General features: G+C 60.8%; 18 protein-coding genes. 9 read left to right on the top strand and 9 right to left on the bottom strand.

Going from position 1 to position 25465, the window contains the following annotated elements; all coding sequences use genetic code 11:
* Positions 1 to 340 precede the first annotated feature (340 nt).
* Positions 341 to 862 carry a hypothetical protein gene (locus CQ14_RS06020; RefSeq protein WP_057857010.1) on the top strand — a complete coding sequence of 174 codons (522 nt, stop codon included), beginning with the start codon at positions 341 to 343 and terminating at the stop codon, positions 860 to 862.
* 78 nt (positions 863 to 940) lie between these two features.
* On the opposite strand, the gene CQ14_RS06015 is transcribed toward CQ14_RS06020, so the two are convergent.
* Together CQ14_RS06015 and CQ14_RS06010 are read right to left on the bottom strand one after the other, a co-directional pair.
* Positions 941 to 3475, bottom strand: a complete 2535-nt coding sequence (locus CQ14_RS06015; RefSeq protein WP_245320212.1) for an ATP-binding protein — start codon at positions 3473 to 3475, stop codon at positions 941 to 943.
* A gap of 467 nt (positions 3476 to 3942) precedes the next feature.
* Entirely contained in the window at positions 3943 to 5295 is a 1353-nt protein-coding gene (locus CQ14_RS06010) for a glycosyltransferase (RefSeq protein ID WP_057857008.1), read from the bottom strand.
* Between the two features lie 608 nt (positions 5296 to 5903).
* Between CQ14_RS06010 and CQ14_RS06005 the strand changes: the two genes are divergently transcribed.
* The 6 genes from CQ14_RS06005 to CQ14_RS05980 all read left to right on the top strand — a co-directional run bounded on the left by CQ14_RS06005 (position 5904) and on the right by CQ14_RS05980 (position 14923).
* Positions 5904 to 6629 carry a response regulator gene (locus CQ14_RS06005; protein WP_057857007.1) on the top strand — a complete coding sequence of 242 codons (726 nt, stop codon included), beginning with the start codon at positions 5904 to 5906 and terminating at the stop codon, positions 6627 to 6629.
* A gap of 164 nt (positions 6630 to 6793) precedes the next feature.
* Positions 6794 to 7420 (top strand): DUF1127 domain-containing protein, encoded by a 627-nt coding sequence (locus tag CQ14_RS06000; protein WP_057857006.1) that lies wholly within the window; start codon positions 6794 to 6796, stop codon positions 7418 to 7420.
* 162 nt (positions 7421 to 7582) lie between these two features.
* On the top strand, positions 7583 to 8632 hold the full coding sequence (locus tag CQ14_RS05995) for a cytochrome-c peroxidase (RefSeq protein ID WP_245320211.1): 1050 nt from the start codon (positions 7583 to 7585) through the stop codon (positions 8630 to 8632).
* Complete coding sequence (locus CQ14_RS05990) at positions 8629 to 11109, top strand: two-component system VirA-like sensor kinase (RefSeq protein WP_057857005.1); 2481 nt, start codon at positions 8629 to 8631, stop codon at positions 11107 to 11109. Before CQ14_RS05995 ends, CQ14_RS05990 begins: the two co-directional genes overlap by 4 nt.
* Positions 11110 to 13034: 1925 nt before the next feature.
* Positions 13035 to 14072 (top strand): aldo/keto reductase, encoded by a 1038-nt coding sequence (locus CQ14_RS05985; RefSeq protein WP_057857219.1) that lies wholly within the window; start codon positions 13035 to 13037, stop codon positions 14070 to 14072.
* Positions 14072 to 14923 carry an amidohydrolase family protein gene (locus CQ14_RS05980; protein ID WP_245320210.1) on the top strand — a complete coding sequence of 284 codons (852 nt, stop codon included), beginning with the start codon at positions 14072 to 14074 and terminating at the stop codon, positions 14921 to 14923. Before CQ14_RS05985 ends, CQ14_RS05980 begins: the two co-directional genes overlap by 1 nt.
* Positions 14924 to 14931: 8 nt before the next feature.
* Here CQ14_RS05980 and CQ14_RS05975 read toward each other — a convergent pair whose 3' ends face one another.
* The 7 genes from CQ14_RS05975 to CQ14_RS05945 all read right to left on the bottom strand — a co-directional run bounded on the left by CQ14_RS05975 (position 14932) and on the right by CQ14_RS05945 (position 22815).
* Positions 14932 to 15858, bottom strand: a complete 927-nt coding sequence (locus CQ14_RS05975; protein WP_057857004.1) for a carbohydrate ABC transporter permease — start codon at positions 15856 to 15858, stop codon at positions 14932 to 14934.
* A 37-nt stretch (positions 15859 to 15895) separates the two neighbouring features.
* On the bottom strand, positions 15896 to 17014 hold the full coding sequence (locus CQ14_RS05970) for a carbohydrate ABC transporter permease (protein WP_057857003.1): 1119 nt from the start codon (positions 17012 to 17014) through the stop codon (positions 15896 to 15898).
* Positions 17015 to 17136: 122 nt separating this feature from the next.
* The gene (locus CQ14_RS05965; protein WP_057857002.1) at positions 17137 to 18795 is read right to left on the bottom strand and encodes an extracellular solute-binding protein; all 1659 of its coding nucleotides are present in this window, start codon (positions 18793 to 18795) and stop codon (positions 17137 to 17139) included.
* Between the two features lie 205 nt (positions 18796 to 19000).
* The gene (locus tag CQ14_RS05960) at positions 19001 to 19456 is read right to left on the bottom strand and encodes an RbsD/FucU family protein (protein ID WP_057857001.1); all 456 of its coding nucleotides are present in this window, start codon (positions 19454 to 19456) and stop codon (positions 19001 to 19003) included.
* A gap of 173 nt (positions 19457 to 19629) precedes the next feature.
* On the bottom strand, positions 19630 to 20661 hold the full coding sequence (locus CQ14_RS05955) for a class II aldolase/adducin family protein (RefSeq protein WP_057857000.1): 1032 nt from the start codon (positions 20659 to 20661) through the stop codon (positions 19630 to 19632).
* A gap of 10 nt (positions 20662 to 20671) precedes the next feature.
* Positions 20672 to 21538 carry a TIGR01459 family HAD-type hydrolase gene (locus CQ14_RS05950; protein ID WP_057856999.1) on the bottom strand — a complete coding sequence of 289 codons (867 nt, stop codon included), beginning with the start codon at positions 21536 to 21538 and terminating at the stop codon, positions 20672 to 20674.
* On the bottom strand, positions 21535 to 22815 hold the full coding sequence (locus tag CQ14_RS05945) for an FGGY-family carbohydrate kinase (protein ID WP_057856998.1): 1281 nt from the start codon (positions 22813 to 22815) through the stop codon (positions 21535 to 21537). The genes CQ14_RS05950 and CQ14_RS05945 overlap by 4 nt, the downstream gene beginning before the upstream one ends.
* Positions 22816 to 23021: 206 nt before the next feature.
* Here CQ14_RS05945 and CQ14_RS05940 point away from each other — a divergent pair, with 206 nt between their 5' ends.
* Complete coding sequence (locus tag CQ14_RS05940) at positions 23022 to 24011, top strand: sugar-binding transcriptional regulator (RefSeq protein ID WP_057856997.1); 990 nt, start codon at positions 23022 to 23024, stop codon at positions 24009 to 24011.
* A gap of 23 nt (positions 24012 to 24034) precedes the next feature.
* On the top strand, positions 24035 to 25465 hold a 1431-nt coding region (locus CQ14_RS05935), incomplete at its 3' end, for an extracellular solute-binding protein (protein WP_057857217.1).

Genomic DNA, 25465 nt, shown 5'->3' with positions numbered 1-25465 from the left:
CAAATGCGGTCGGTGGTCGTCATGCCGCTCATCCCGCGATCACTTGTCTTCGGAGGGGGAAGGCCGCGTTTGATGCGAGCGCCATGTGGAAGCGTTTGCGAACGGCCGCGGACGCGCATTAAACGTTCGCGAGATTCTTGCACCGCTGATGCCCGACATGGGTGAAGACCGCAGCTGGATCTCTGAAGTCTTCACGAGCGTCTAAGGTCAATCCCGGCTAGCCTCGGGCTGCCGACCGGCACGGTCCTGCATCCAGCGGCGCTTTTCGCGCTCGCTGAGGTGATTTGATCTTTCCTATGGTGCGAGATCCGACCTATATCGTGGCCTGCAGGAGGCAATGATGTTTGGAAAAAGGCGACGAGAAGAGATTTTGCGTGAGCATGAAGCCGAGCAAGCTCAGGCGCGATTCGAGCGGAGCGAGCGCGCCGGCAAAGCCATTTACGCCCGAATTGCTGACTTGAAGAAAGTGCCGCGCGAAAATCTGCCGGATGCGGTGTTCTTGCTCTTCATGGAGGCAAAGCAGCAGAGTGAGCTGATTCGGCGATCGATAAAAGACAGTACCCACTATGACTTCAGTTTCGGCGAGATGATTGACCGCGATCTTGCGACTTACCTTGCGCAGGACGCGGCGCATGCGCTCCGGGATCACGTCACAAATCCTCAGACAATCTTCGAAGCGATGTCTGAGCAATTGCCGGACATACACTTCACGATCCAACAGCAGGACGCCGTTTCGATGGTTGCCGCGATGATCCGCGAGCAGCGGCTGGACGGAATTCTGGAAGGCCTGCGACTTGCCGGGTTGTTGAACGAAGTGCCAAACCGCCGTCGCGCAGCCTCTGAGATCGAAGGGCCGGGCTAGGTCTCATTCGAAGCTGCTGCTGGCCGGGTGTCGGATCAAGGTATTAAATCAGCCAAACCGATGTGGAATTATCGAAGATCATGCCTCGCGCAGGGTTGACCGAACGCGTCGCGCCAAGTCTGGCAGGCTGAAGGGTTTGTCGATAATGGAAAACTCGCCCACGGCCTTGTTTCGTTGCAGTGCGCCATCCGCGTAGCCCGAGGTCAGCAGGATCTTGATGTCTTTGCGCAGCCGTTTCGCCTCGCGGGCAAGCTCAATGCCATTCATTCCGTTTGGCATTACGATATCGCTGAACAGAAGTTCAAATGGTTGGTCGCTCTGGAGCGTTCGAAGCGCCTCTGCGCCATTGTGGGCGCACGACACCTGATACCCGAAGGCGGACAGCATTGCCGATGTGACGTTCAGAAGGTCCTCGTTATCATCGACTACGAGGACTCTCTCGGAGCCTTTTGGTAAGGTTTGAGTCTCGATGGTGTTCTGCTCGGCATCGGGCTCCCGTGTGGTCGCAGGCAGGTATAGCGCAATCGTGGTACCGGCTCCCGGTGCGCTTTCGACGGCAATGTGTCCTCCGGACTGTCGCACAAAGCCATAGACCATGCTGAGGCCGAGCCCGGTACCTTTACCAACCTCCTTGGTCGTGAAGAAGGGTTCAAACACCCGATCTCGCACTTCAGGCGGCATTCCGCTGCCGTTGTCTGCGACAGAGAGCCGAACGTACGATCCGGGTGAACATCCGGCCACGCTTTCCTCTTCCACGATGTTCCGGGTCTCGATCCGGAGAACGCCTCTATCTGCCATCGCGTCCCGCGCATTCAGGGCGAGGTTAAGGAGCGCCGTCTCCAGCAGCGCCGGATCGACGTGGCACAGCCACAATTCCTCATCTGTCTGCAGCTTGACCTCGCATCCGTCGCCGACAGCCTGGCGGATAAGTCCCTCGAATTCGGAAATGAGTTGGTTTGCATTGACCAATTTCGGTTTCAATGCCTGCCGCCGGGAAAAGGCGAGAAGTTGCGCCGTCAACTTTGTTCCCCGATCAGCGGCGCGTCGCGCGGCCGCAGCGCACTGGCGGATCTTCTTGGTATCCTCTGCACTTTCGATCAGTTCGAGGTTCGCGGAAATCACCATAAGGAGGTTATTGAAGTCGTGCGCGACGCCGCCGGTAAGCTGTCCGACGGACTCCATCTTTTGACTCTGATGGAGTTGCTCTTCCATCAGACGGCGTGCCTCCAGGGCGTGCTTGTGCTCGGTAATATCCCGGAGGAAGACCGCGAGGCCCTGGCTCGATGGGAACGCATTGATCGTGTACCAGGCCTTGGTACGTGGACAGAGCATTTCGAGGAAGATCGGACGCTGCTCTGCCGTTGCTTCGCGAATTTGTTTCAAGACTTCCATATCGGCGGCGGCCGGAAAGGCTTCCGTAAGGGGCATGCCGATGATGTCGCGGTCCTGGGCCAACCGGAACCTGGCCGGCCCATTGAGATAGCTGACGCGCCAGTCCCGATCGATGATGAGTACGCTGTCGGTGGTGCTCTCAAAGATCATCGTAATCCGGGCTGCGGCTTCCTCGGCTTTCTCCTTTGCCTCGGACAATTCGTGTTCCCGGTGTTCCAGCGAGTTGGCCATGGTGTTGAACGCATCGGCAACCCGTGCGATTTCGGACGTTCCGCGGACGTCTACGCGTCGGTCGAATTCACCAAACCGCCATTGATTGGCGGCGTCGACCAGTTGCCCAAGCGGACGATGGATAAACCGCCGGGCGCCCAATGATGTCAGGACCAGAACCAGCGCGGCGCTCAGTATGATCTGAAGGATGCCGCGCTGCGTGCCGCGTTGGATCTCATTGAATGCCCGGGCCTTGTCCAGGCCAAAGCTGATGAGAAGCCCTCCGGAATCATCTCGCAGGGCCGAATAGCCGACGATCCGCTCCACGCCATCGAGGTCGACGATGTCGGCGGTGGTCCGATCGGTAGGGCTTGGATCATTGTCGCCGGCCATCTTTCGGCCGACAAAGCGAGCGTTGTCAGGATAGTGGGCGAGGTATGTGCCATTGCGGTCCACAATCGCGAGCGCAGCCCCGGGCGCAACATTCCGCCGAGCGAGGGAGTCGGCGAGCCAGTCCAGGCTGAGAGCGGCTATGACGACGCCGCCGAGGCGGGCATCATCGCCAAAGAAAGGCAACGCGAAGTGAAGAACGTTGCGGCCGGTCTGTCGACCAATCGCAAACACTCCGACTGTAAATTTACGGGTTCTCAGAACATCGGCGAGATAGGGTCTCCCGGCCGCGGTCGAGGGCTTCAGATAGTCGTTCGCGTTGCAGAACGAACTGCCATTTATGTCGACCACGAGAAAGCTTATGAACCCCGGATATAGTTGCTTGATCTTGGCGAGGTAAGCATTGCATCCTTCGGCGTCCTTCGCCTTTATCGCTGGAAGCTCCGACAGCGCAATCAGGGCCTGATGAATCCCCTGAACGGTCTGCCGCTGCTCTGCCGCGGCGAGTTCAGCCAGGTTGAGAGCGTGACCTTGCACTTCGATCTGGCGCGTGCGGCGCAGGTCGAACTCGTTGTACACCTGGATCGCGATCGCGGGCAGCAACGCGACAGCGACCAGCACAAGCAGCCGTGCTAGGAGGGGCACCTCTCATCATGCCCCGATCCTGGCGTTCGCACATGGCGGAAATGATGCTGCCTTGGTCTCGATCGACGGCGCAATGGTGTTGGTGATGCGTCCGCCATTCAATCCGCTCCTAGCCCTGATACGTATGTCGGGTAGGCGCCGTGCTGAATTGTTCTGTTTCATGCAAACCTCCGCGCTGCCGAGTCGCAAGATCCGGGGGCTGTGCTACGATTCCGTGTCAATCGAGGGGAACTTGGCTACGATTGTAACACGGCGCGCCGCTTCCGTAGTCGGCGACAGGGTCCCATATGCCATCCGATGCCGTCACATTGAGTGCCTCTGTTGAGCATCAGTGTGAGGGATGCCGGGTCGAATTTTCATGGAGTGACCGCCAGTCTCGTTTTTGGGTCCTTCGGGTGGAGGAGAGAACATCTCCCCTCTGTCGCCGTTGATCCGGGGCATCGTTAACGGGCGGCGCGCCGAGCAGCGACCATTGTGCCGCGGCGTTGCACGACAATTTTGGTCGACTCATTGACGACGACGTCGCTGATGATCCCAAGGATCTCGGATCGTGTGTCGATCTCGGCATACTCGGCGGCCATTTGCGATGCGCGCAGGCGATAGCCGGGTTGGTCGAGCACGGTCCGAATAGCTCCGCGCAGGGCTTCCGGCGTCGGTTCGTTGGTTGCTAGATCGATGCCGACGCCGGACCAAGCGACGCGCGCATTGACGTCAGCCTTGTCTTCCGTCAGTCCGGCCGTGACGAGCGGGATTCCAAAGCTCACGGCCTGGTTGACGCTGCCGTAACCGCCATTGGTGACGAACACGTCGACCTTCGGCAACAACCACTCGAACGGCAAATAGCTTGCGAGCCGCGCGTTGGAGGGAATTGGGCCGGGAATTGTCTCGACCGGCCGGCCGCCGGCCGTGACGACGACGAGCACGTCGGGCTCGTTTGCAAGTGCGGCGAGGGTCGGAGCAATCAAGAGGCCGAAATTGTGGTTTGCTACGGTTCCTTGCGTGACCAGCACGACCTTGCGCGAGCCGTCCAGTTCATGTGACCACGGCGGCAGCGGAGCCTGGTTCGGAATCAGGGGAGGCGTGCCGACGAAGTTCACGGATGCCGGGATTACGTCGCGCGGAAACTCGAAGCTCGGGATCGTCAGTTGCATATAAGCGTCCGAAAATTCGACCACGGAATCGAAGATAGGTATCGACAGCGGTCCAACACCCAATTCCCTTAGAACCGGATTCAGGCGGCGGGCGACAGGTTGGTCGACAATCCTGTCGAATTCTCTTGCAATGGCGGCGTATTTGTTGCGCTCCGCCTCGGTCCTTGCGGGTAGCAGGCCGACGAAATGCGGAGCGCCGTCCTGGCGACGCCAGTGTAGAAAGGATGTGCCGCAAAGCACGACAGGAGGTCGTTTCGCACGTGGGCCGAGCAGCATCGGCAGCACGCCGAAAAACATATCGTCGCCGATGATGACGTCGGCCGGGAAGTCCAGCAGTGCGTCCTGCAGACCATCGTGTTGGGGTGCGACGCTGTCGACGAACACGCGCTCAATGGCGACGCGTATCCATTCCGGTCCGGGCGAAATGGTCTTGAGTTCCGGAACCCGCGCGAAGGCATCATTCGGGTCGAAATCCGCATCCGGGGGGAGCGGACGGAATTTTACTCCGCTGCTTTCGACCCGGTTGCGCAGGGCAGTCCCCGTCAGGCAGGTGATCTCGTGGCGTTCGGCGATCAAGATGCGCGCGATCGCGAGCAGGGGATTGAGATGACCCGTTGCGGGAGTCGATGCGATGAGAATTTTCATGAGATGCTGTCCTCTGATAGCCGGATGAGGACTTCCGGCTTGTCCGGGTACCCTCCGGCCGATTGGCTGAAGCAGGACAAGAGTGCAGGCATCGCTGTTACACTGCGGCTTCTGGCGTGCGCGAACTTGTTACGGCTGCAGTGCATGATGGTTGTGCCGAGGCGCCGGCACGCAGGAGGCCCAGCAGCCGGTGAGCGTGATTACAGGTGTAACCCGAGCGGCCGATGCTGAAGCGGCTCGGTAACCCGGCATCCATAGTCACTTGGAGTTGATGTGACCCCGTCCGCGGCAGTCGGGCTTCGATTGAATGGTGGTCGTCATTCTATTGACGCCAGCCATTTGGATCGCCGTCAGGCAGTTCGATCACGGGATGCATCACGCGTAATCACAACCGCGAGAGTTTGCTGGTAGCTGCATAAGAATGACATAGTTCAGAGGGGCCCCGTGGCGTCTTGGCGAGCGCCTGTAACGCGTCAGTCAAGAGCGTCATTTACCTTTCGGATCCCTATTTCAATCGATCAAAAGAGCTATTGGCGATGATAGACGCATTTCGCTCCAATCCAGACATCACGACTCGGTTAGCGACAAAGAGTTTGCGGGATCGATTCATGTCAACAGAAGCCGGCCACATAATCGTCGTCGACGATGATTCCACGCTGCGGCAGATGGTGATCAGATATCTGGAGGATCACGACGTTCCGACCAGGGCGGCATCCAGCAAGGACGAATTGAAGCGTCAGCTTGAAGGAACGGAGCCCAGCCTGATCATTCTGGATCTGAGGCTTGGTCAGGACGATGGGCTCGATCTCCTGAGAGAAATTCGCTCCTATTCCGATGTACCGGTCATTATCACCACCGGTCACCGTCCAGATGAAATCGACCGTATCGTCGGCCTTGAGCTCGGCGCGGACGATTACATCATCAAGCCGTTCAGCCTCAGGGAGCTGCTGGCGCGCGTCCGCGCGGTGTTGCGGCGGCAGGAAATGGGGAGGGCCGCCCGCGCCCGCGATCCCGAGCGCGGCGGATATCGTTTCAACGGCTGGACGCTCGAACGCCGCGGTCGAAAGTTGCTCGATGCCAATAACAGCACGGTCGCGCTGAGCAAGGGTGAATATGCCCTGTTGCTGGCGTTCCTCGAGGCGCCGAAGCGACCGCTGACCCGCGAATACCTGCTGCAGGCAACGCGCGTCCACGAAGATATCTTCGACCGGAGCATCGACGTTCAGGTCCTGCGACTGCGGCGCAAGTTGGAGACCGATCCTAGCGCGCCACGCATTATTCAGACCGAGCGCGGAGTAGGCTATGTGTTCGCGTTGCCGGTGGAGCCGTTCTAGAACCGTTCCAATCCCGCTCGCTTTTCGGAGTGGCAACGTTGCCCGTGGTGGCGAAAGGAAGGCGGTAGCGGACTGCAGCTGTAACCCTTTTTCTTGTAGCGGTGACCACGATGTAACAGCCGACCTTCAGAGTTCTCCTGCAAACGTGTGGTGGGAGAACTTTCATGTTGAAGAAGCAGGCGTCTCTGAATGTGAACCGTTTCGTTGGGCTGCACCATGATCCGCAAAAGGGCGGAGCTGTCTGCGCCGTGCTGTCGGATGATCACGGCGTTGTCCGTCAAACCTCGGCCGTGAGGCCGGATCTGGCGGATTGCTGCCCGGAAGCGATCTCGACGGTCGCGGGAGCGGACTACGCGCCGACTTCGCTTTGGTGGTCGGTGTTGGCCTCTTTCACGGAAGACTTTGGCGCATATGGCATGGCGCTGTATCCGACCGCGAACTTTCCGGTTCAGCCCGTCCTCGTGGCGAGAAGGGATTCTCTGCAGGATCATCGAGGTCGCGAGCCAACCGCGACCGGGCGCAAGCAGGAATCAGGTCTGCTGTCGGAGGACGGAAATGTCATCCAACTTGGGCATGGCCCGACGCTCGATGCGCAGCCGCCATGGCACCGGAGTTGGCTGGTGTTCATTCATGACGCGGGTGCTGCGCTCTGGGCTCATTGGCGCCGGGAACGGGAGATCAGGCGGGCCGTATCGGCGCTGGGACAATTCGACGATCGCACGTTGCGAGATATGGGCATTTCCAGCCGATCCGAGATCGAGCGGGTCGTGGGGTTCTGTCATGATTGCTGATGCGGTCTTTCTCGCCGTCGCCGGAATCGGCTTCTGTCATGCCGCTGGCCGCTCGATACTCTCCAGCGGACTGAGGGCTGGCATGACCACCCTGGTGCCGCAAGCCTGGATCCGCGGGCGGCGCCGGTCCCGGCGAAGCTGTTCCGCTCCGATCAAGAATACTTGAAAGGGGCCGAACATTTCCTTTCGGACCACATATTGGGCGAGATGTTGCGCGTAAAGCTGCGGCAATTGCCCAAACCTGGTGAAACCCCAACGGTTCGCCGTGCAAGTTGGCGGCGAACAGTTGGGGTTTGTACCCTCATGTTAGGTTGCTTGCAGCTTTCGTCGGCGCAAGCACAACCATTCGGACCGGCGCCTGCATCGACAAGCGCCGACGAGCCAGTCACCGCCCTGGTGAGGCCTCCCGAGATCGATCCGCTGAAAGTCAAGCTCGGGGAGCGATTGTTCGGTGACCCCCGCCTGTCGCGCGACAACTCGCGCAACTGCTCGTCATGCCACGATCTCAGTACAAATGGCGCGAGTCCAAGGCGACGCGACATCGGCCTCGACGGCTCGGAGCTCCCACTCAACACGCTTACTGTATTCAATGCGGCGCTCAGCTTCCGGTTCGGATGGGAAGGAAAATTCCGTACCGCTGAGTCGGACGTCAAAGCTTCGCTGGGTAACCCAAAGATTATGGGCAGTAGCCCTTCCGAGGTCGCCGAAAAACTCGGCGCCGATGCCGAAATGCGCAACAAGTTCACGGCCGCCTATGGCCGCGGCCCTGACGCCCACAATGTCATCGACGCCATCACGAGCTTTCAGCGAACGCTGGTGACGCCAGGAAGCCGCTTCGATCGCTGGCTCACAGGAGATGCCACCGCGCTCTCGGCTGACGAACTGGACGGATATCTGTTCAAATCTCTGGGCTGTGTCTCCTGCCATCAGGGCGTAAATATCGGCGGCAATCTGTTCCAGCGCCATGGCATATTCCATCCTTTGGCGTCGCCAGATCCTGCAATTTTGCGCGTACCGAGTTTGCGAAACGTCGCGACGACGCCTCCCTATTTTCACGATGGCAGTGCACCCACTCTCGATGATGCGGTGCGCAAAATGGGCAAGGCCCAATTGAACACAATGCTAACGGATCCGCAGGTGACGGCGATCGTCGCCTTTCTTCATAGCCTGACCGGCAATTATCGCGGTAAGCCAGTTGGAGCTGCGCGATGAAGGTTACCCACGCGGCGGCCGGCGTATTGTGCCTGCTCGCGCTTCTGACCTGGCTATTGTGGACCGGACTGAACATGAATTCGGTTCGGTTCGATCGCGAGATAAAGGCGCTTGCCGATTTCACCAAGTTCGAGCGTGGGATCAGCCGGGAAGTGCTGACCGCGCGCGCCGGCCTGTCGCGAAACTACGACGGACTTGTGCGGTTGGCGGACGCCTACGATGATGCGCTGGTCCGATTGCGCGAAGCCGCAGGTCCGGATTCCGAGGAACGTGCGGCCGTTGAAGTTCTGGCTGCGCGCGTGCGGCGGCACCAGGAACTGATCGAGCAGTTCAAGACCAAGAATGCGTTACTGCAGAACTCTTTTGCCTATTTTGGCCTGTTCGGCGCCCGGCTTGCTGCTTCAGATGACAAGGCGGTTGTCCTCGCTGCCTCAGCGCTGGCGGCTGCGATGCTGCACCTTACACTCGATACGTCTGCGGCCGCGGCGCGCGAGGTCGAGGCGAAGTTGGATGGGCTGTCGCGGCTGCAAAGTTCGCCCGGCGAGGCTGATTCGATCCGCGCGATTCTCGGACACGGGGGGATGTTGCATGACGTTCTTCCCGGAGTCGATGCGATCCTGAAATCGTTGATCGCGGAGGCGAGCAATCGCGAGCAGGACGCGCTTCTGGCGTCGATCACGAAACGTCAGCTCGATGCGCGGGCCTTGGCCCGAAGGAACCGGCTTTTATTGTACGCCACATCGTTGCTGCTGCTGGCCGGGCTGGTGCATTTCGGAGTACAACTGCGTGCGGGGGCCATGGCCTTGCGTCGCCGCGCGGCTTTTGAGCACGTGATCGCCAGTGTCTCGACGCGCTTTATCAATTCGCGTCCCGATGACATCGCGGGCCACGTCGAGAGTGCGCTCCAGCAATTGGCCGAATGTATCGGCGCGGATCGCGCGTATTTCGTGAGTACAGCGAAAAGTTGCCGATGGGCTCGCGCAGGCGTCGATTTCCCGCAGGGCTGGCCGGATCTCGCATTAAAGTCGGTATCGCGCTTTGATCGGGACGAAAACGGCATCATTTGCATTCCCAGGGTCAGGCCGGTTCACGGACAGGGTACGATGAACCTGCTCGCCGATGCGGGGGTTCGAGCTTGGTTGTGCATCCCGGCCTTGGGCGGAGCGAGGGCCGCGATCCTCGGTTTCGATGTTGTGCGGGCCGGCGATCTCATCCCGTGGGCCGACTTCCCGCTGTTTCGCATGGCGTTTGACGCGATCGCCAACGCCGTCAATCGTGTGAGGCTCGAACAGGAGCAGGAGCGGCTGCAGGTGAAGCTGCAACAGGCACGGCGGATGGAGACGATCGGCACCTTCGCAAGCGGCATCGCGCACAATTTTAACAATATCGTGGGGGCCATACTCGGCTATACGGAGATCGCCGATGCGCGCCTCAGGTCGAGCGGCGGACGTGCTGACAGCCTTGCGGAAATTCGTCGTGCCGGCGAAAGGGCGCGGGAACTCGTCGATCAGATTCTGACTTTCGGTCGCCGCGGGGAGGGCAGGCGGGAGCGGCTGTGCGTCAGCGCACTGGTTGCGGAAACGACGGCGCTGCTCGCCGCCTCGTTGCCTTCGCATGTCAAATTCGTCGTGAGCGTGAAAACTCAAACGAGCACCGTCTGGGCCGAGCCGGCGCAACTGCAGCAGGTCATTTTGAATCTCTGCAACAACGCGGCGCAAGCGATGAATGAACCCGGCCTGATCGAGCTTTGCATCGAAGCGCGAGAAATTGCACAGCCCATGCGCGTTGGGCGGGGCGAAATAGGTCCCGGCCGATTCGTGATTGTTTCGGTTTCCGATCCGGGGGCGGGCATGGATGAAGCAACCGTCGAGCGGATATTCGAGCCGTTCTTCACCACGCGCCCGGACGGCAACGGTCTTGGGCTGGCAACGGTCCGTGAGATCGTCGAGGACCATGGCGGGGCGGTCGAGGTGCAAAGCGCAATCGGTTCTGGAACGCGCTTCGACGTGTGGCTGCCATCCGTTCGGTTCAATGAGCCGATGTTGGTTCAGCACGCGCCGGAGTTGGCGCTCCGCGGTGCGGGCGAAACCGTGCTTGTGCTCGAGGCGGACCGCAGACGCCTGTTGCGGCATGAGGAAATCCTGGCGGCACTCGGCTACGAGCCGGTTGGCTTCACAAAGAGTTCCGATGCTGTGGCGGCCTGTCGCGCGGCGCGGGCGCGTTTCGATGCGGCACTGGTGTGTCACCTGCCGGGAGGCGCCACCCTGGATCTCGCGGCAGCATTGCATGATGCCGTGCCGACGTTACCGATCATTCTGGCGGCGCCGTCGACCGCGGATTTGGGCGCACTCCTGTTGGCAGATTCCGGAATAACGGAGCTTGTCCACTACCCGCTCATGTCAGGGGAGCTTGCTGGCGCAGTATCAAGGTGTCTGGCGGCGTCTTTCGCAAGCGGCAGTTATAGCTACGGGCTGTAATTGGAGGTGCCAGGGTGCAATCTCGATTGGACGCCCGATTTCAGCGGTAACGCGATTCCGGGGAGGACGATCCCGTGCCGTGCAATGCTCCGATCCATCGCGCTCGATTGCTGTCCTCCGGCCAAGACGGATGTTTGAACCATACCCGGCTCAGCTCGCGCGACGCCGTTGGCGGGCCGAAGGGTAATTGAATGCGTTTGGATATCTCTGTGGCATCAGCCCAGGCCACATGGGGTATTGGCGTTGCTTGAACGCATTCAGCGTGATCACTATGGCGCAACACAGCGCGTTAAGCCCACTGGTCCATGCCGTCGTGAGGTCGCCGAGATTAGTGAAGGAGTAGATAGCCGTCGAACTGTTCGCCGCGGTCCAGAGGATCCAGGTCGAATAGGAGATCGCCCCAGCGTCGCCNGGGATCACGCGCGATCTTATAGATCTGCGATAGATAGAAAGCGAGGCGGAGTNGCATTGAAGACCGTGAAAAGGTCGTAGATAACGTCCGAAATCGTCATTCGCGCACCCAGGTCTTGTCTGATTTCAAATAGAGCCTCTCGTGGAACGCTCCAGTCAAAGCCGGAGACGAGCATGAAGCTCGTCTATTACGGCAGCATCACTCGTCTCGAATAATGCGTTACGCTCGCAATTGTTGTCGTCGAACGAGCTCGCTCCAAAGGCCGCGAAACGATGGGTGATGGCCGTTTCAGGCTCTTCGTTGCTGGAGGCTGGGTGCAGACCAAATTCGAGGAATCGGTCGTGTGTGCGGGCACAGCCCGTCGCTGATCACATCCGGACTTCACGTGTAGAGTAGTCGGGCTGGGAAGCCAGCCCGACATGTTCAATGTCTGTTGTCTCACGAGCTACGCGCAGACGTCAGGTAAGTCTTGCTGCCTGGCAGACATTGGAAAGCTTAGCGCGACCAGCGCGGGTAATATCCCGTCGTGGGTTCGCAAGGGGGGAGCCTTATCCCAGGGCTGTGTCGCGAATGCACCCACGCGAGAAGCGGGGACACAGAAAGTCCCGTCGATATGGGGAGCGCCCTGCGGGGCGCCGGCATCGACGCCTTCCGCGAGATGCCGCGGAGTTCCGCGGTATTCGCGAGCCATAGCTGGGGCTATCAACATGGCAGTAGCGATTAGTCCAACTGACAGAAGTCTGGTCGTGGTCATTCGGTGTCTCCATACATGTGAGGATCCCGGAACGTCTGGCTCCCTAATGAAAAAATGGGATGGCTGGCGGCAGTGCGTGATTCGATTGGAGCGATCATTGTCTTTCGGCCTCGCTGCAAATTTCTTCCGACAGGCAAGGCGACGTGGTGCGAACAGTCCGGCGAGAGGCGATCTGAGGATCCGCAGGATCGCCAGGGCATCGAGGCGTTGCTTCAATGGAAGGGCCGACCGATACGCGGCCGGCATCGACGAGTGAAGCAGGGGCCTTGGCAATTCAGAATTCTCCGCGAGTTGATGCGGTGAATTTGCCCCCTGCTTGTTGCCGGAGTATCTCCGATGCGGGAAATGTGATTACGACGGTAACGGGGCCGTCGCGCTATCGCCATACTTCGAAATCGCCCGACTGCTGTGTGACCACGTAACCGATGCAACGTCGATCCCGAACCCAGTTGTCGACTGATAGGGAAATTACATTGATGGAGCCAGTTAGCGGACTGACAAGCAAATCACCGAATGCTTTTCAGTCGCTGACGCCAGGGGTTTGAACAAACGCGAGTCACACGTCGAATTTATACCGTCGGATTGACTTTCGCTCGAGGTCTGTCGGTGGCAAAATCGCTCTCTGGCCAGGGCAATCCCCTTAACGGGCGGCAATGGCTGGCCAGGGGGGCGGTTAGCGGAAATAGGTCCGGTAGCAAGCAACGTGAAGAAAAGGCGCATCGCCGCGACTGGGCAATGGGCCGAAAAGAGCGGGTCAATATGAAGCCACTATTCGCAGTGCCGCGCCGTGCCCTTGGTCGGACGCGGCTTCAGGTTTCGGTCCTGGGATTCGGAACCGCGCCGCTTGGTGATCTCTTCGTGCAGCTGGATGATGGCACGGCCATCGATACGGTGAAGCGCGCGTTCGATCTGGGCATCAATCTCCTCGATACTTCTCCGCACTATGGCAACGGCCTTGCCGAACATCGTTGCGGCGCCGCAATCAGGCGCGTGCCGCGCCAGGACATCGTCGTTTGCACCAAGGTCGGTCGCTGGATGGACCCGTTTCACGGGCGAGGTGACGGCTCCGGCTTTGTGGGTGGGCTGCCGCACCGGGCAGTGTTTGACTATTCCTATGACGGCACCATGCGTTCGGTGGAACAGTCGCTGTTGCGGCTGGGGACCGACCGGCTGGACCTGCTGCTGATCCACGACGTCGACGTCTGGACTCATGGCATCGACGCGATCGACGCGCGGTTTCGCGAAGCGATGGCTGGTGCGTATGTCGCGCTGGATCGGCTTCGCGGAGAGGGCGTTGTCGCGGGCATCGGGATCGGCGTGAACGAGGCCGAGATGTGCGTGCGTTTCGCGCAAGCCGGATCATTCGATACGATGCTGCTCGCCGGGCGCTATTCCCTGCTGGAGCAGCCGGCGCTGGCAGAGTTTCTGCCGCTTGCGCAGCAAAAGGGAATCGGTGTGCTGCTCGGCGGCGTATTCAATTCAGGTATTCTGGCGACCGGCGCGGTGAGTGGTGCCAAGTACAATTATAGGGATGCGCCACCCGAGATCTTGGCAAAGGTAGCGCAGATCGAACGTGTCTGCGACGCACATGGTGTTGCCCTGCCAACCGTGGCGTTGCATTTTGCTCTGGGCCATCCGGCGGTGGCAAGCGTTGTGCTGGGGGGCCAAAGCCCGCAGGAGGTCGAGCGGAACGTCGCCGCGCTGTCCAGCAAGGTACCGACCGAGCTTTGGGTCGATCTGAAGGCCGAGCGTCTGCTGGATGCGGAAGCGCCCGTTCCGCTGTCGGTAACCGGCTGATGCGGATCGATGCGCATCACCACCTGTGGACTCTGGCTCGGGGCGATTATGGCTGGTTGACGCCCGCGCTCGCACCGATCCATCGTGACTTTTCCCTTTCGGATCTGGCACCGCACCTGGCAGCGGCTGACATCAAGGGGACGATCTTGGTGCAGGCTGCGCCGACCGAGGCGGAGACCATGTTTCTGCTCGATATCGCGGCGAAGGCGCAGGTGGTGCGGGGCGTGGTCGGATGGACGGATTTCGACGCAGCCGACGGCGAGGCGCGCATTGATGCTCTCGCCGCACACAAACTCCTGGTTGGGTTGCGGCCGATGGTGCAGGACATTCCCGATGACGATTGGTTGCTCCGCCCTGCGTTGGCGCCGCTATTGGCAGCGATGGCGCGAAACGGCCTGGTGTTCGACGCGCTGGTGCTGCCGCACCATTTGCCGCGGCTGCTGCGGGTCATTGATGATCATCCCGAGCTCCAGTTCGTGTTGGACCATTGCGCCAAGCCGCGGCTTGCAAGCGACGAACTTGCGATGTGGCAGGGTGATATCGCGTCGCTCGCCGAACGTCCCAACATCGTCTGCAAGCTATCGGGTCTGGCAACCGAGGCCGCGCCAGACTGGCAAACTGCGGATCTACGGAAAGCCGTGGATCACGTCGTTGCATGCTTCGGGACACATCGCCTGCTATGGGGAAGCGACTGGCCGGTGGTCAATCTGGCGGGCGGCTATGAAAAATGGTTTGCCGCCGTCGAAACCCTGCTGGCCGATCAGTCACCGGATGAAAAGGCAGCCATTTTCGGCGGTAACGCGGCGCGCATCTATCTCTCAAGCCGGGGACGGAATGTCGAAGCCAATTGATCACCTGGCTACTTTCCAGCGCCCGTGGTCAAACCGCTGACGATGTAGCGTTCAAGAAAGATCCCGACGATGACAAGCGGAGCGATTGCCGCCGTCGACAGCGCCGCCATGGACCACCAGTTGATGCCTTGCGAACCGGTCTGGCTTGCCACCATGACAGGCAGGGTTTTTGCGTCCGTACTCGTCAGCAGCGCCGCGAAGAAGTATTCGTTCCAGCACAGTACAAGCGAAAGGATGAACGCAGCCGCCATTCCGGGAACGGAGAGCGGCAACACGATGCGAATGAAGGCACCCCAGGTCGAAAGGCCGTCCACGAAAGCAGCCTCATCGAGTTCGATCGGGATGGAATTGAACTGGTCGCGCATGATCCAGATGACAATCGGCAGAACCGTCAGCGTGTAGAGCAGGATCAAGCCAAATCTCGTGTCGAGCAAGGACAGTGCCTTGTACAGCACCAGGAACGGCAACGCGAGGACGACCGGCGGCAAGATCAGCTGGGACATGAAGAAGAAGAGGATATCGTCGTTACGCATCCATCCGAACTTGTATCGGAATCTGCTCAAGCCGTAAGCCGCCAGCGAGCCGAGGATGAGCGCCAGCACCGACGCGCCGACCGACGTGACGATGCTGTTCGCGAACCGGCTTCCGAACTCGGCGCGCGAGGTGGATGTTCCGAATATCGTATCCGGCGACAGGCCGAGCGAACGCCAGCCTTTCCAATCTGGCTGAAAATCCAGCCACGGGATCAAGTGACCCTGCGTCACATCAACTGCCGATTTGAACGAAGTGGTGATAGTCCAATAGATCGGGAACAGGCAGACGAACGCCCAGAACAGCAATGCTCCATAGATCAGCACCCGGCCCAGGAGTCGCTTTGCCCAAGGCGCCGGATGGTGCTTGCGGACCGGCTTCGATGCCGAGGTGAATGTGGCCAACCGAGCACTCCCTTGAGAAACCTGCTTCGATCTCGTGCTACTCGACTTTCTGCGTCCAGCGATTGGACAGGCGCAGCAATATCGTCAGCAGCGCGATAATCAAGAGCAGGTAGAATATGGCGAGACCGGTGCCGTATCCGACATTCGACCGATCGCGATAGACGCGGTAAATGAAGCTCGAAACCGTGTCGGTGGCGCCGCCGGGCCCCCCTGCGGTCACGTTGATCACGATGTCGGCGAGCTTCAGCTTGAAAATGATCCTGATAATCAGGACGGTGATGCTCACCGGCAGCATGATGGGGAATGTGACATGCCAGAACGCTTGCCAGCCGTTCGCACCATCGACCTTGGCTGCTTCCTGCACCTCCTTGGGCATCGCCTGCAAACCGGCGAGCAGGATGATCATGATGAAGGGGATCGATACCCAGGCATCCATGGCCTGGATGCTCAGCCACGCCATCCATGGCGAGGCGAAGAACGCCGGATTTTCCCACCCCAAATAGCGCGCCAATGTAGCGGCCGGGCCAAAGCGGTATTCCATCAGTGACTTGCCGATCATCCAGCTCACGGCGACCGGACTTAGCATCATGGGCAGCAGGAAGACGACGCGAAAGAATTTCCGCGCTCGTATCTCGGCGTTCAGCAACAGCGCCAGTCCAAACGCGACCGCATACTCGCCAATCACTGCGGCCGTGTAGAAGATCATGTTGCCTAGCGCGTTCCAGTAGTAAGTGTCGTGAAACAATGCGATGAGATTGTTGAAGCCGTAGAAGCGCGGGCCTTCGAGCGAGCTCAGGTTCCAATCCAGCGACGCGATGTAGATTCCGAACAGCGTCGGAAAAATCACGACCGCAACAGTGAAGAAAACAGCCGGTAGCAGGAACAGCGCACGCAGACCGCGCTCCCCCCGGATCACGACCTGGCCGACGCCGATCGCGACGGCCCAGAACAGATACGCAGCAAGGATCGGGCGCCAATCGGCGAAGCCTGATGTGGTCGCTCCGGTCGTGTACAGAATCTGGATGAGGAGCAGGACCAGGAACGCTAGCGAGGCAAGGATGACGACCGCCCGTCCCACATTTTTCCGGCTGCCGGCAACGCGCGGCGAGGCGGGCTTGTGATGCCCGGCGTCCGCCGCCGATGATGAATTCTGCATCAAGATCGCACTCTGCCGATTTGGACTTTGACCCAGTCGCACGGAGGAGAAGTCCTCGGCTGGCACCCGACGCGGTGCCAGCCGAAAGCCCGATGGTGATCAGGCGGAATGTAGCTGGGATGCTACACGCCGAGAGACGCCTTGTAGAGCGCGATCTGCTTTTCGCGACCGATCTGGTCGGTCAGCTTTTCCCAGGCGGCGGCGATATTGTTCGCGCCGGTCTGCGCGTCGATTTTGCCGGCGAAGATCTTGGTCAGCTCATCCTCGGCGATGCTGTAATACTGGAAGATGCCCGGGATGCGCGGCTCGACCGCCCGGTTGGGGTGATTATAGGAAGTGCGCTGCGAGTTCAGATAGGACGTGATGTATTTCCGGTCATAGCCGGCCGCCACCCACTCATCGAATTCGAAATGGCTGGTCCGGTGCGCCTGGAAGCCCGACGGATACATGACCGTCCAGAGCGAGAGGTCCTTGCCGCCGAGATGTGCGGCTGCGCTCCAGGCCGCCTTGTGCTTGCGCTCGTCGCTTGCGACCCTTGCCATAACGTAGATGCCCCAACCGAGATAGGCGCAGTTCGGCGCATGGTTTGGACCGGTCGCGAGTTTGTCCCACTTGCCTGTCTTGGAATTGTAGACGTCGTCCGATCCGGGCAGGATGTCGAAGCTGACGATATCCCCGACGACGGAGGTGTCGCTCGCCTTCGCCACTTGGCCGATGTCTCCCCACCAGGGGATCATCGAGCCGATGCCGGCCAGGAATTGCTGGAAACCGGTGGTGTTGGGGTCGGCGTTGAGCTGATCGGCCGGCTCGGACGGTAAGGCGTCGATGACGTCCTGAATGGCGCGAACCCAGGCCGGATTGTTGATGCGCGGCTTCATCGTGTCGACATCGAACAGCCAGGCCTTGTCGTCCGGATGCTTGGCGTAAGCAGAGGCGCGGCTGGCAAGGAAGTAGAAGCCGAACCCACCCCAGGGCTTCGGCGCATCGAGGTAACCGTATGCGTTCTGGCCCTTGATCTTCTTGCCCTTGAGGAATTTTGTAACCGCCTGGACCTGCTGCCAGGTCTTCGGCACGCCCCATTCGCTCTGGTTGCCGGCGTCCTTCCAGGCCTTCGCGAGAGCGGGGTCTGAGAAATAGTCGGTTCTGTAGTTGAAGTTGTGGCAGTCACCGTCGATCGTGACGCGATAGGTCTTGCCGTTCCAGGTTCCGACCGGCGGTTTCAGATAGTCGACGTAATCGTCGATATCGATCTGCTTCTTGACCCAGTCCGGCATCTCCGACGCCAGTCCCTTGCCGCACACGTCTCCCTCGAACGGTGCGCCCATTTCGAGGATGTCGAAGTCGACCGTGCCGGTCGCGATCGCTTGCTGCAGTCGCGGGTTGTAGTCAGCTTGAGCGAGGTCGATCCATGAAATCTTGGCGCCCGTATAGGCCTCCCACGGTTTCAGGAAACCGCGGAACAGCAAATTGTGCAGATTCTGGTTGTTCAGCCCCATGAAGGAGAGCTCGACGCCCTTGAATTCTCCTTCCCTGACACTGGCCTTGGTCGGGCCGAGGCAGAGTTCGCCGACCTTCTGCCAATCGGCATCGGTTGGCGCGCCTTTTCCCACTCCCGGGATTAGCGAGATCTGGGACCGCAAATTGTTCTGTGCCAACGCAAGCCCGGAGAACGTGCCGAGCGCGCCAGTCGTACCCAGTGCGGCGGCACTGGCTGCTCCCATCAAGACAGCGCGCCGGTTCGGTCGCATTGCTGGATGCGAATCGTGTCCTTGCCGTTTCATCGCGTAACCTCCCTGTTTGGTTATGTAGACTGTTTATGACTTCTCCGTCCGAGCATGGGTGGGTGATGTGATCCGCTGACATCGTCTTCGCGGTAGCGACTCGCGATAGCGCTGAGAAAGATCGGCGTTGTTGCCGACGGGTGTTTGATGACGCAAAGGTTTCGTCTTCATCGCGGCTTTTTCGCGGGTCTGTTGTTTCGCCAAGCTACGTCGTGTCGGGAGCGATGACGCCCTTCTTGAAAATGAAGCAGCCGTAGAAGCGTCGTTCGCCGGTCTGGATCACGCAATAGGCATTCTTCGCACGTTCATAGAAGGCAAATCGCTCGACCGAGCCCATCGACAAGGAGCGTCCCTCTGCCGCGTCGATCTCCTTCTGCACCTCGAGCTGCACAGGAGGGACATCGTTGGGCTGACCGACGATTTCCATCCGCGACGCGGGCTTTTCGACAAAGGAGTCGAGCGGCAGGACTGAAAGGACGGCCCGCGCCGCCCGGGCCGCGGTGACGTTATCGATACGAAGGAGGCGGCCCAGCACGGTCTGACGGGCAACCGCGTCGGCTGGGAAATTGGTGTCGCAGAGGACGAGATCGTCGCCATGACCCATGGCGCGCAATGCGTAAAGGACGTCTGCATTCAGAATTGGATCGATCGATTTCAGCATGCTTCGCCTCCCACAGACTCTCTCTGGCGGCGGGCTGTCTGGCTCAACAATGCAGCCGCATCCGCCCGTCCACCATAGCGCATGGACTGAATCGGCCGGATCATCATTTGCTTCATCCTGAATGCCCCATGGCATGATCCAAAAACGTTGACACGGCGAACACACCCGTCGCATCAGCGATCTTCTGTCATCTGTTGTCGGTAGTGCTCGGCATCCCAGTTCAGCAGGGCCTGCTCATCGCGCGACGACAGGTATTTGATCGTCGCGTTCCGAGGCAGGCGGCTGGTCACAAGTGCGAGGCAGCTCAACATGGCTTCCGCGCCGGCGCTGGAGTCGTTGCGGATCACGGTGCCTTTACCGGGAACGATCACGGCGACCGGAGGAGGGTAACCGCGCGTAACAGTAAGGGCAACTTTCGTGGTCAGATTCTCGCCCTCCGACAACACCGGCAGGGCAGGTCCGAGAAACACGACATGATCCGGATATAGCGAGCCCTTCGTGGCAATCGCCAAATTGTGGTGATCGGTGCCAAGCGTGTGGCAGAGCGGATCTTGCGGCAGACGATATTGCGAGCCCGCACAGATCCGGTAAAGCGAACCATGGTCAGTGCGCGCGGCGCCGTGCGGCTCCAGTGCCGGCCGGCGTTCCACTTCAGTTACCAATTCACCCGCCGCCTCGCAGGTCGCGGCGCCGACCACGAGGCCATGATTACCGAGGATCAGGACGTCGGCCGGACCTTGCGCGAGACTCTCGCTCACGGCCTGCGCAAGCGGCAAGCCGGGATGATGATAATCGAGCCGGCGCCAGGCCAGGCCGCGCAGTCGGGCGATCAATTCGTCCCCGGCATCCGACCGGACCGACCAGGCGATGGTGTTGACTGAATGGACATGAAGAACGACCCGATGAGGCATCAGCGCATGCAGCGAGGTCTCGATCGAGGCACGAAGTGGGCCTTCAGGATGACCGGACGCCAGCGGTATGCGCTCATTGCCGGCAGCGAGTGCGGCGCGGGCCCTCGGGAGCGAAACCGGCACGAAGATCTCCTTGTCCTCGGCGTCGGCGAGCCAGGTGCCTGACGCCTTCACCCAGAGCACGTCGCCGTGCTTGATGGAAGAGTTGCCGCCGGCGCCTTGTACCAGCTGTATGTTTCGGCCGACTTGCGCCGACATGCGGCGGAGCTCGTTCAGGATTTCGGGCTGTTGCATCGCGCGAACCTCACCAGGTGAGATGCTTCATCGTCCAGTGCGGCATTCCGGCTTCCGAGCCGGCTGCCACCCGGATCGCCGGCAGTTCGTCGGCATCCGCCAGCGTCTCCCGGTGGGCGCCTGAACGGACGAGCAGGGTCAGCATCGCTGCGGCACGCCCGCCGGCGATGTCGTGATCGAGGGAATCGCCTATGACGAGAACGCGGCGCGGGTCGGGATTTCCCAATCGCTCCAGCGCCGCCGCAAACATGGGCGCATGAGGTTTGCCGACAAATGTCGCGGTGCCGCCGAGCCGCTGATAGAAGGCTGCCAGCGCTCCCGGCGCGGGGATCAATCCCTTTGCTCCGAACATGACGAGATCGGGATTGGCGCATAGCATCGGCAGCCGGCGCGCGGCCGCGGTGCTCAGCCATTCGCGCCAGCGCTCGGGCTCGGCGGCGGCATCGTCGAGCCCGCCGAGCAGGATGAAATCGGCCTCTTGCACATCCGTCACGATGGTCAGGTCGAGCCCGTCGACAATGGATCGATCGCCACCCCGCGTGATCAGGAAACAGGCCCGGCCCAATCCAGCGAAGGGTTCGTGCGCCCGTGCGTGAAGCCCGCTCCAGGTGACTTCGCCGGACGACAAAATGCCGTCGTAGGCTTCCGGCGACAGGCCGAGTGTGGCGAGGCGCTCCTGGTTGCTGCTCGCGCGCTTGCCGGAGTTCGAGAGTACAAGGACGCGCTTGCCGGCCTCGCGCAGCCGGGTCACACATTCACGTGCGGCCGGAAAGATCGCCTTGCCCTCGTGCAAGGTTCCCCATTGGTCGAGCAGGACGTGGTCGAACCTGTCGGCGATCGCGCGAAGGCCGGAGATCGCGGTTGTGGCGACGTTCATGGCGGACCGCCGTGCAATGCAAGCAACGCCGCGCCGTAGCTCGCCTCGGTCTGCTCGGCGACGGCGACGGGAACCCCGAGAATGCGATGTCGGATAGCGGTCCAGGCATGGTTCCTCGCACCGCCGCCAATGCTGACGACGCGGCGCAAGTGTGGGGCTCCGAGCAAAGCGAGGCGCTGGTAGGCGAGCGCCTCGACCGAAGCGATGCCCTCGAGAAGCCCCTGAAAGAAGCGGTGGTCTTCGGCTGGTTGCGGCGTGATCCGTGCCTCGAGCCTCGGATCGGCGATTGGAAAGCGTTCGCCAGGTTTGGGCAGCGGATAGTAATCGAGTCCGGTCGGTTCCGCCGGCGTGAGCTGCGGCGTCAAACGTTGCATCTCCTCGGTCGTGAAATGCAAAAGCAGCGCCGCGCCGCCGGTGTTGGAGGCTCCGCCAGCGAGCCAGCGCTCGCCAAGGCGGTGCGAATAGACGCCTTGGTTAGCCGCGAAGATCGGCTGCGTTGCCAGCAGTTTCACCACCAGCGTCGTTCCGAGGGAGGTGACGGCGTCGCCCGGTTGATCGGCGCGGGTGGCGATGAAGGCTGCGACGCCATCAGTCGTGCCGGCCGCAATGCGCGTTGACGGCGAAAGCCCAAGCGTGCGCGCGACGTTCGGATCGATCTCGGCGAAGGGCGTGCCCGGCACAAGCGCCTTTGGCAGCCATTCGCCGGGGACATCGAGCCGGTCAAGCCAGGCCGGCCATGCACGGGCTATCGGGTCGTAGCCAAGCTTCAGCGCGTTGTTTTCGTCGCTGATGCCGTGGCGGTCCGCGAGCCGGCCGGCAATCCAATCGGCCTGATGAACAGCATGACGCGCATTCCCGACATCGCCGCGGTTCAGAAGATGGAGCAGCTTGGCGAGCGCGCTGCTGCGGCCATGGGCGCCGCTTTCCGCCGGCGCAACATCAGCGATACGTTCCGCTTCCCGGACGGCACGCGCGTCATTGTACATCAGCCCGGGCGAACACGGCCGGCCGAGCGCATCGATCAGCAGCAGCGTGCCGGATGTGCCGTCAACGGCAATATGTTCCACGCGGCCGAGATCGATGGTCTCCCCAAGCTTGCGAATGGTCGTGACCGCGGCCTGCCACCAAAGTTCCGGCTCCTGGTCAACGGCGTCGCCATCCTGGCGCGGGGCGGGGAGTGCAGTCGAGGCAAAACCCTGGACGTTGCCTTGCGCGTCGACAGCGCATGCGCGAACGCCGCCGGTCCCCATATCAATTCCGAGGAACAAACCTGCCATTGGAATTCACCACCATTTGGCGCTCGCCTCTATGACCGCTGGCCTACTTCGGCTTCGCGCGAGCAACAGGATCCCGCTGATCCGATTGCATCGCAGCATGAGTAAGGGCTTGACGGTTGGTTTGCCCTCTGCAATTTTTTGCAGCCTGTGAAGAAATTTGCAAGTGGGACCTTTCGAGCGTGGCTGCCCCTTCCGACAAGCTGCCCATGATCGATGGCGATGCGTCGCTCGCGACCCGCGCGGCGTGGCTGTATTTCGCCGCCGGACTGACGCAGTCGGAAGTCGCAAGCCGCCTGAACATCCAGAGCACCAAGGCGCATCGCCTGATCGCGCGCGCGAGCCGCGAGGGCATGATTCGCGTTTTCGTGGAAGGCCCGGTGGCGGAGTGCGTCGCGCTGGAAAACACGCTTACCCAGCGCTTCGGCCTGGCGTTCTGCCGCGTCGCGCCCGATCTCGGGGAGGGCGGCCTGCCGCTCAAGGCGCTGGCGCTCGAAGGTGCAAGCTTCCTGCGTCAGATCCTCGAACGCGGCGAAGACAAGGTCATCGGTGTCGGCCATGGCCGCACACTCGCTGCCGTGGTCGAGCAGATGCCGCAAACGCCCGCAAGCAACGTGCAGTTCGTGTCGCTGCTTGGCGGGTTGACGCGGAAATTCGCGGCCAATCCGTTCGATGTCATTCATCGCCTCGCCGAGCGCACGGACGCGGAGGCCTATCTGTTGCCGGTGCCGGTATTCGCCAATTCGGTCGCTGACCGGGCCGTCCTGATGCAGCAATACGGCATTGCCGAAGTGTTTGCGCTGGCGCGCAAGGCTTCGCTCCTGTTCGTCGGCATCGGCCAGGTCAGCCGTGATGGGTTTCTGGTGTCGAGCGGCATGATCAAGCCCGATGAGGTGGCCGAATTGAAGCGGGTCGGCGCCTGCGCGGATCTGCTCGGGCATTTCTTCAGCGCCGACGGAACAGTGCTGAATACCGACCTGTCGGCGCGGGCGACCTCCATGAGCGTGGCCGATCTCAGGAAGCACCGGATCGTCGCCATCGCCGGTGGCCCAGCCAAGGTGACGGCGCTCCGCGGCGTGCTGCGCAGCGGCATACTTCACGGATTGATCATCGACGAAGCGACCGCTCAGGCGCTCGCTTCCGACAAGCCGGAGAAAACATCCGGAAGAGCAAAAAACAAAGGCCGGAAGGGAAAGTAAGAAGCGCAACCTGGGAGGAATGAATGTTCGATCGTGAGAAGAACCTTTTCGAATCCTACGCCGCCAAACGCATCAGCCGGCGCGATCTGCTGGATGGCGCCGCCAAGCTCGGTATCGCAGGCGTCGCCGCAAACGCGGCCTTCGCATCCTCCGTGTCGGGGGCGATGGCCGCGGATTTCAACTGGAAGGCCCACAGCGGCAAGACGGTCAAGCTGCTGTTGAACAAGCATCCTTACGTCGATGCGATGATCGGCGATATCGAGGCGTTCAAGGCGCTGACTGGCATGAACGTCGCTTACGACATCTTTCCGGAGGACGTGTATTTCGACAAGGTGACGGCGGCGCTGTCCTCGAAGTCGGACCAGTATGACGCCTTCATGACCGGGGCCTACATGACCTGGACCTACGGTCCGGCAGGCTGGATCGAGGACCTCAACACCTACATCAAGGATCCCGCAAAAACCAATCCGGCGTTCGCTTGGGAAGACGTGCTGCCTGGATTGCGTGCCTCGACGGCATGGGACGGCGTTGCAGGCTCCGAGCTCGGCTCCGGCAAGGCCAAGCAATGGTGCATCCCTTGGGGCTATGAGCTCAACAACATCGCCTATAACCGCAAGGTCTTCGACAAGGTCGGCGTCAAGCCGCCGAAGAACCTCGATGAGATGATCGAGGTCGCGGCCAAAATCACCAAGGACGCGGGAGGGCCCTACGGCGTCGGCGTCCGCGGCTCGCGCTCCTGGGCGACCATCCATCCCGGTTTCCTGTCGGCCTATTCAAACTTCGGGCAGAAGGATTTCGTGATGGAGGGCGGCAAGCTGAAGGCCGCGATGAACACGAAGGCATCGAAGGAATTCCACGAGAAATGGGTCAGGATGATCCAGGGCTCGGGACCGAAGAACTGGTCGACCTACACCTGGTATCAGGTCGGCACCGACCTTGGCGCCGGCGCTTCCGGCATGATCTTCGACGCCGACATTCTCGGCTACTTCATGAACGGCGGCGACAACAAGGAAAAGGGCAATCTGGGCTACGCACCTTTCGCCCCCAATCCGGCAGCCAAGGCGCCGACGCCGAATGTCTGGATCTGGTCGCTCGCGCTGTCGAGGTTCTCAAAGCAGAAGGACGCGGCCTGGTTGTTCATGCAGTGGGCGGCCTCCGTGGAGCATGATTTGTTCGGCGCGCGCAAAATGGATTTTGTCAATCCGGTGCGGGCGTCGGTGTGGAAGGACAGCGAATTCCGCGACCGGATCGCGAAATCCTATCCCGGATATCTCGAGCAGCATGACGTCTCCTCGCCCGGCGCCAAGATCTACTTCACGGCGCAGCCCTTGTTCTTTGACCTGACGACCGAGTGGGCGGCATCGTTGCAGAAGATGGTCGCAAAGGAGGTCTCTGTCGACGAAGGACTCGACAAGCTGGCCGACAGCATCAATCGTCAATTGAAGCAAGCCGGG

The organism is Bradyrhizobium lablabi, assembly GCF_001440475.1.
Taxonomy (GTDB): domain Bacteria; phylum Pseudomonadota; class Alphaproteobacteria; order Rhizobiales; family Xanthobacteraceae; genus Bradyrhizobium; species Bradyrhizobium lablabi.
This window is presented reverse-complemented; position numbering and strand designations above follow the sequence as displayed.

What these genes read in the sequence shown, in the direction of transcription:
- CQ14_RS06020 (WP_057857010.1), top strand. Translation starts at nt 341, where the DNA reads ATGTTTGGAAAAAGGCGACGAGAAGAGATTTTGCGTGAGCATGAAGCC.
- CQ14_RS06010 (WP_057857008.1), bottom strand. Translation starts at nt 5,295, where the DNA reads ATGAAAATTCTCATCGCATCGACTCCCGCAACGGGTCATCTCAATCCC.
- CQ14_RS06005 (WP_057857007.1), top strand. Translation starts at nt 5,904, where the DNA reads ATGTCAACAGAAGCCGGCCACATAATCGTCGTCGACGATGATTCCACG.
- CQ14_RS06000 (WP_057857006.1), top strand. Translation starts at nt 6,794, where the DNA reads ATGTTGAAGAAGCAGGCGTCTCTGAATGTGAACCGTTTCGTTGGGCTG.
- CQ14_RS05990 (WP_057857005.1), top strand. Translation starts at nt 8,629, where the DNA reads ATGAAGGTTACCCACGCGGCGGCCGGCGTATTGTGCCTGCTCGCGCTT.
- CQ14_RS05985 (WP_057857219.1), top strand. Translation starts at nt 13,035, where the DNA reads ATGAAGCCACTATTCGCAGTGCCGCGCCGTGCCCTTGGTCGGACGCGG.
- CQ14_RS05980 (WP_245320210.1), top strand. Translation starts at nt 14,072, where the DNA reads ATGCGGATCGATGCGCATCACCACCTGTGGACTCTGGCTCGGGGCGAT.
- CQ14_RS05970 (WP_057857003.1), bottom strand. Translation starts at nt 17,014, where the DNA reads ATGCAGAATTCATCATCGGCGGCGGACGCCGGGCATCACAAGCCCGCC.
- CQ14_RS05965 (WP_057857002.1), bottom strand. Translation starts at nt 18,795, where the DNA reads ATGAAACGGCAAGGACACGATTCGCATCCAGCAATGCGACCGAACCGG.
- CQ14_RS05960 (WP_057857001.1), bottom strand. Translation starts at nt 19,456, where the DNA reads ATGCTGAAATCGATCGATCCAATTCTGAATGCAGACGTCCTTTACGCA.
- CQ14_RS05955 (WP_057857000.1), bottom strand. Translation starts at nt 20,661, where the DNA reads ATGCAACAGCCCGAAATCCTGAACGAGCTCCGCCGCATGTCGGCGCAA.
- CQ14_RS05950 (WP_057856999.1), bottom strand. Translation starts at nt 21,538, where the DNA reads ATGAACGTCGCCACAACCGCGATCTCCGGCCTTCGCGCGATCGCCGAC.
- CQ14_RS05945 (WP_057856998.1), bottom strand. Translation starts at nt 22,815, where the DNA reads ATGGCAGGTTTGTTCCTCGGAATTGATATGGGGACCGGCGGCGTTCGC.
- CQ14_RS05940 (WP_057856997.1), top strand. Translation starts at nt 23,022, where the DNA reads ATGATCGATGGCGATGCGTCGCTCGCGACCCGCGCGGCGTGGCTGTAT.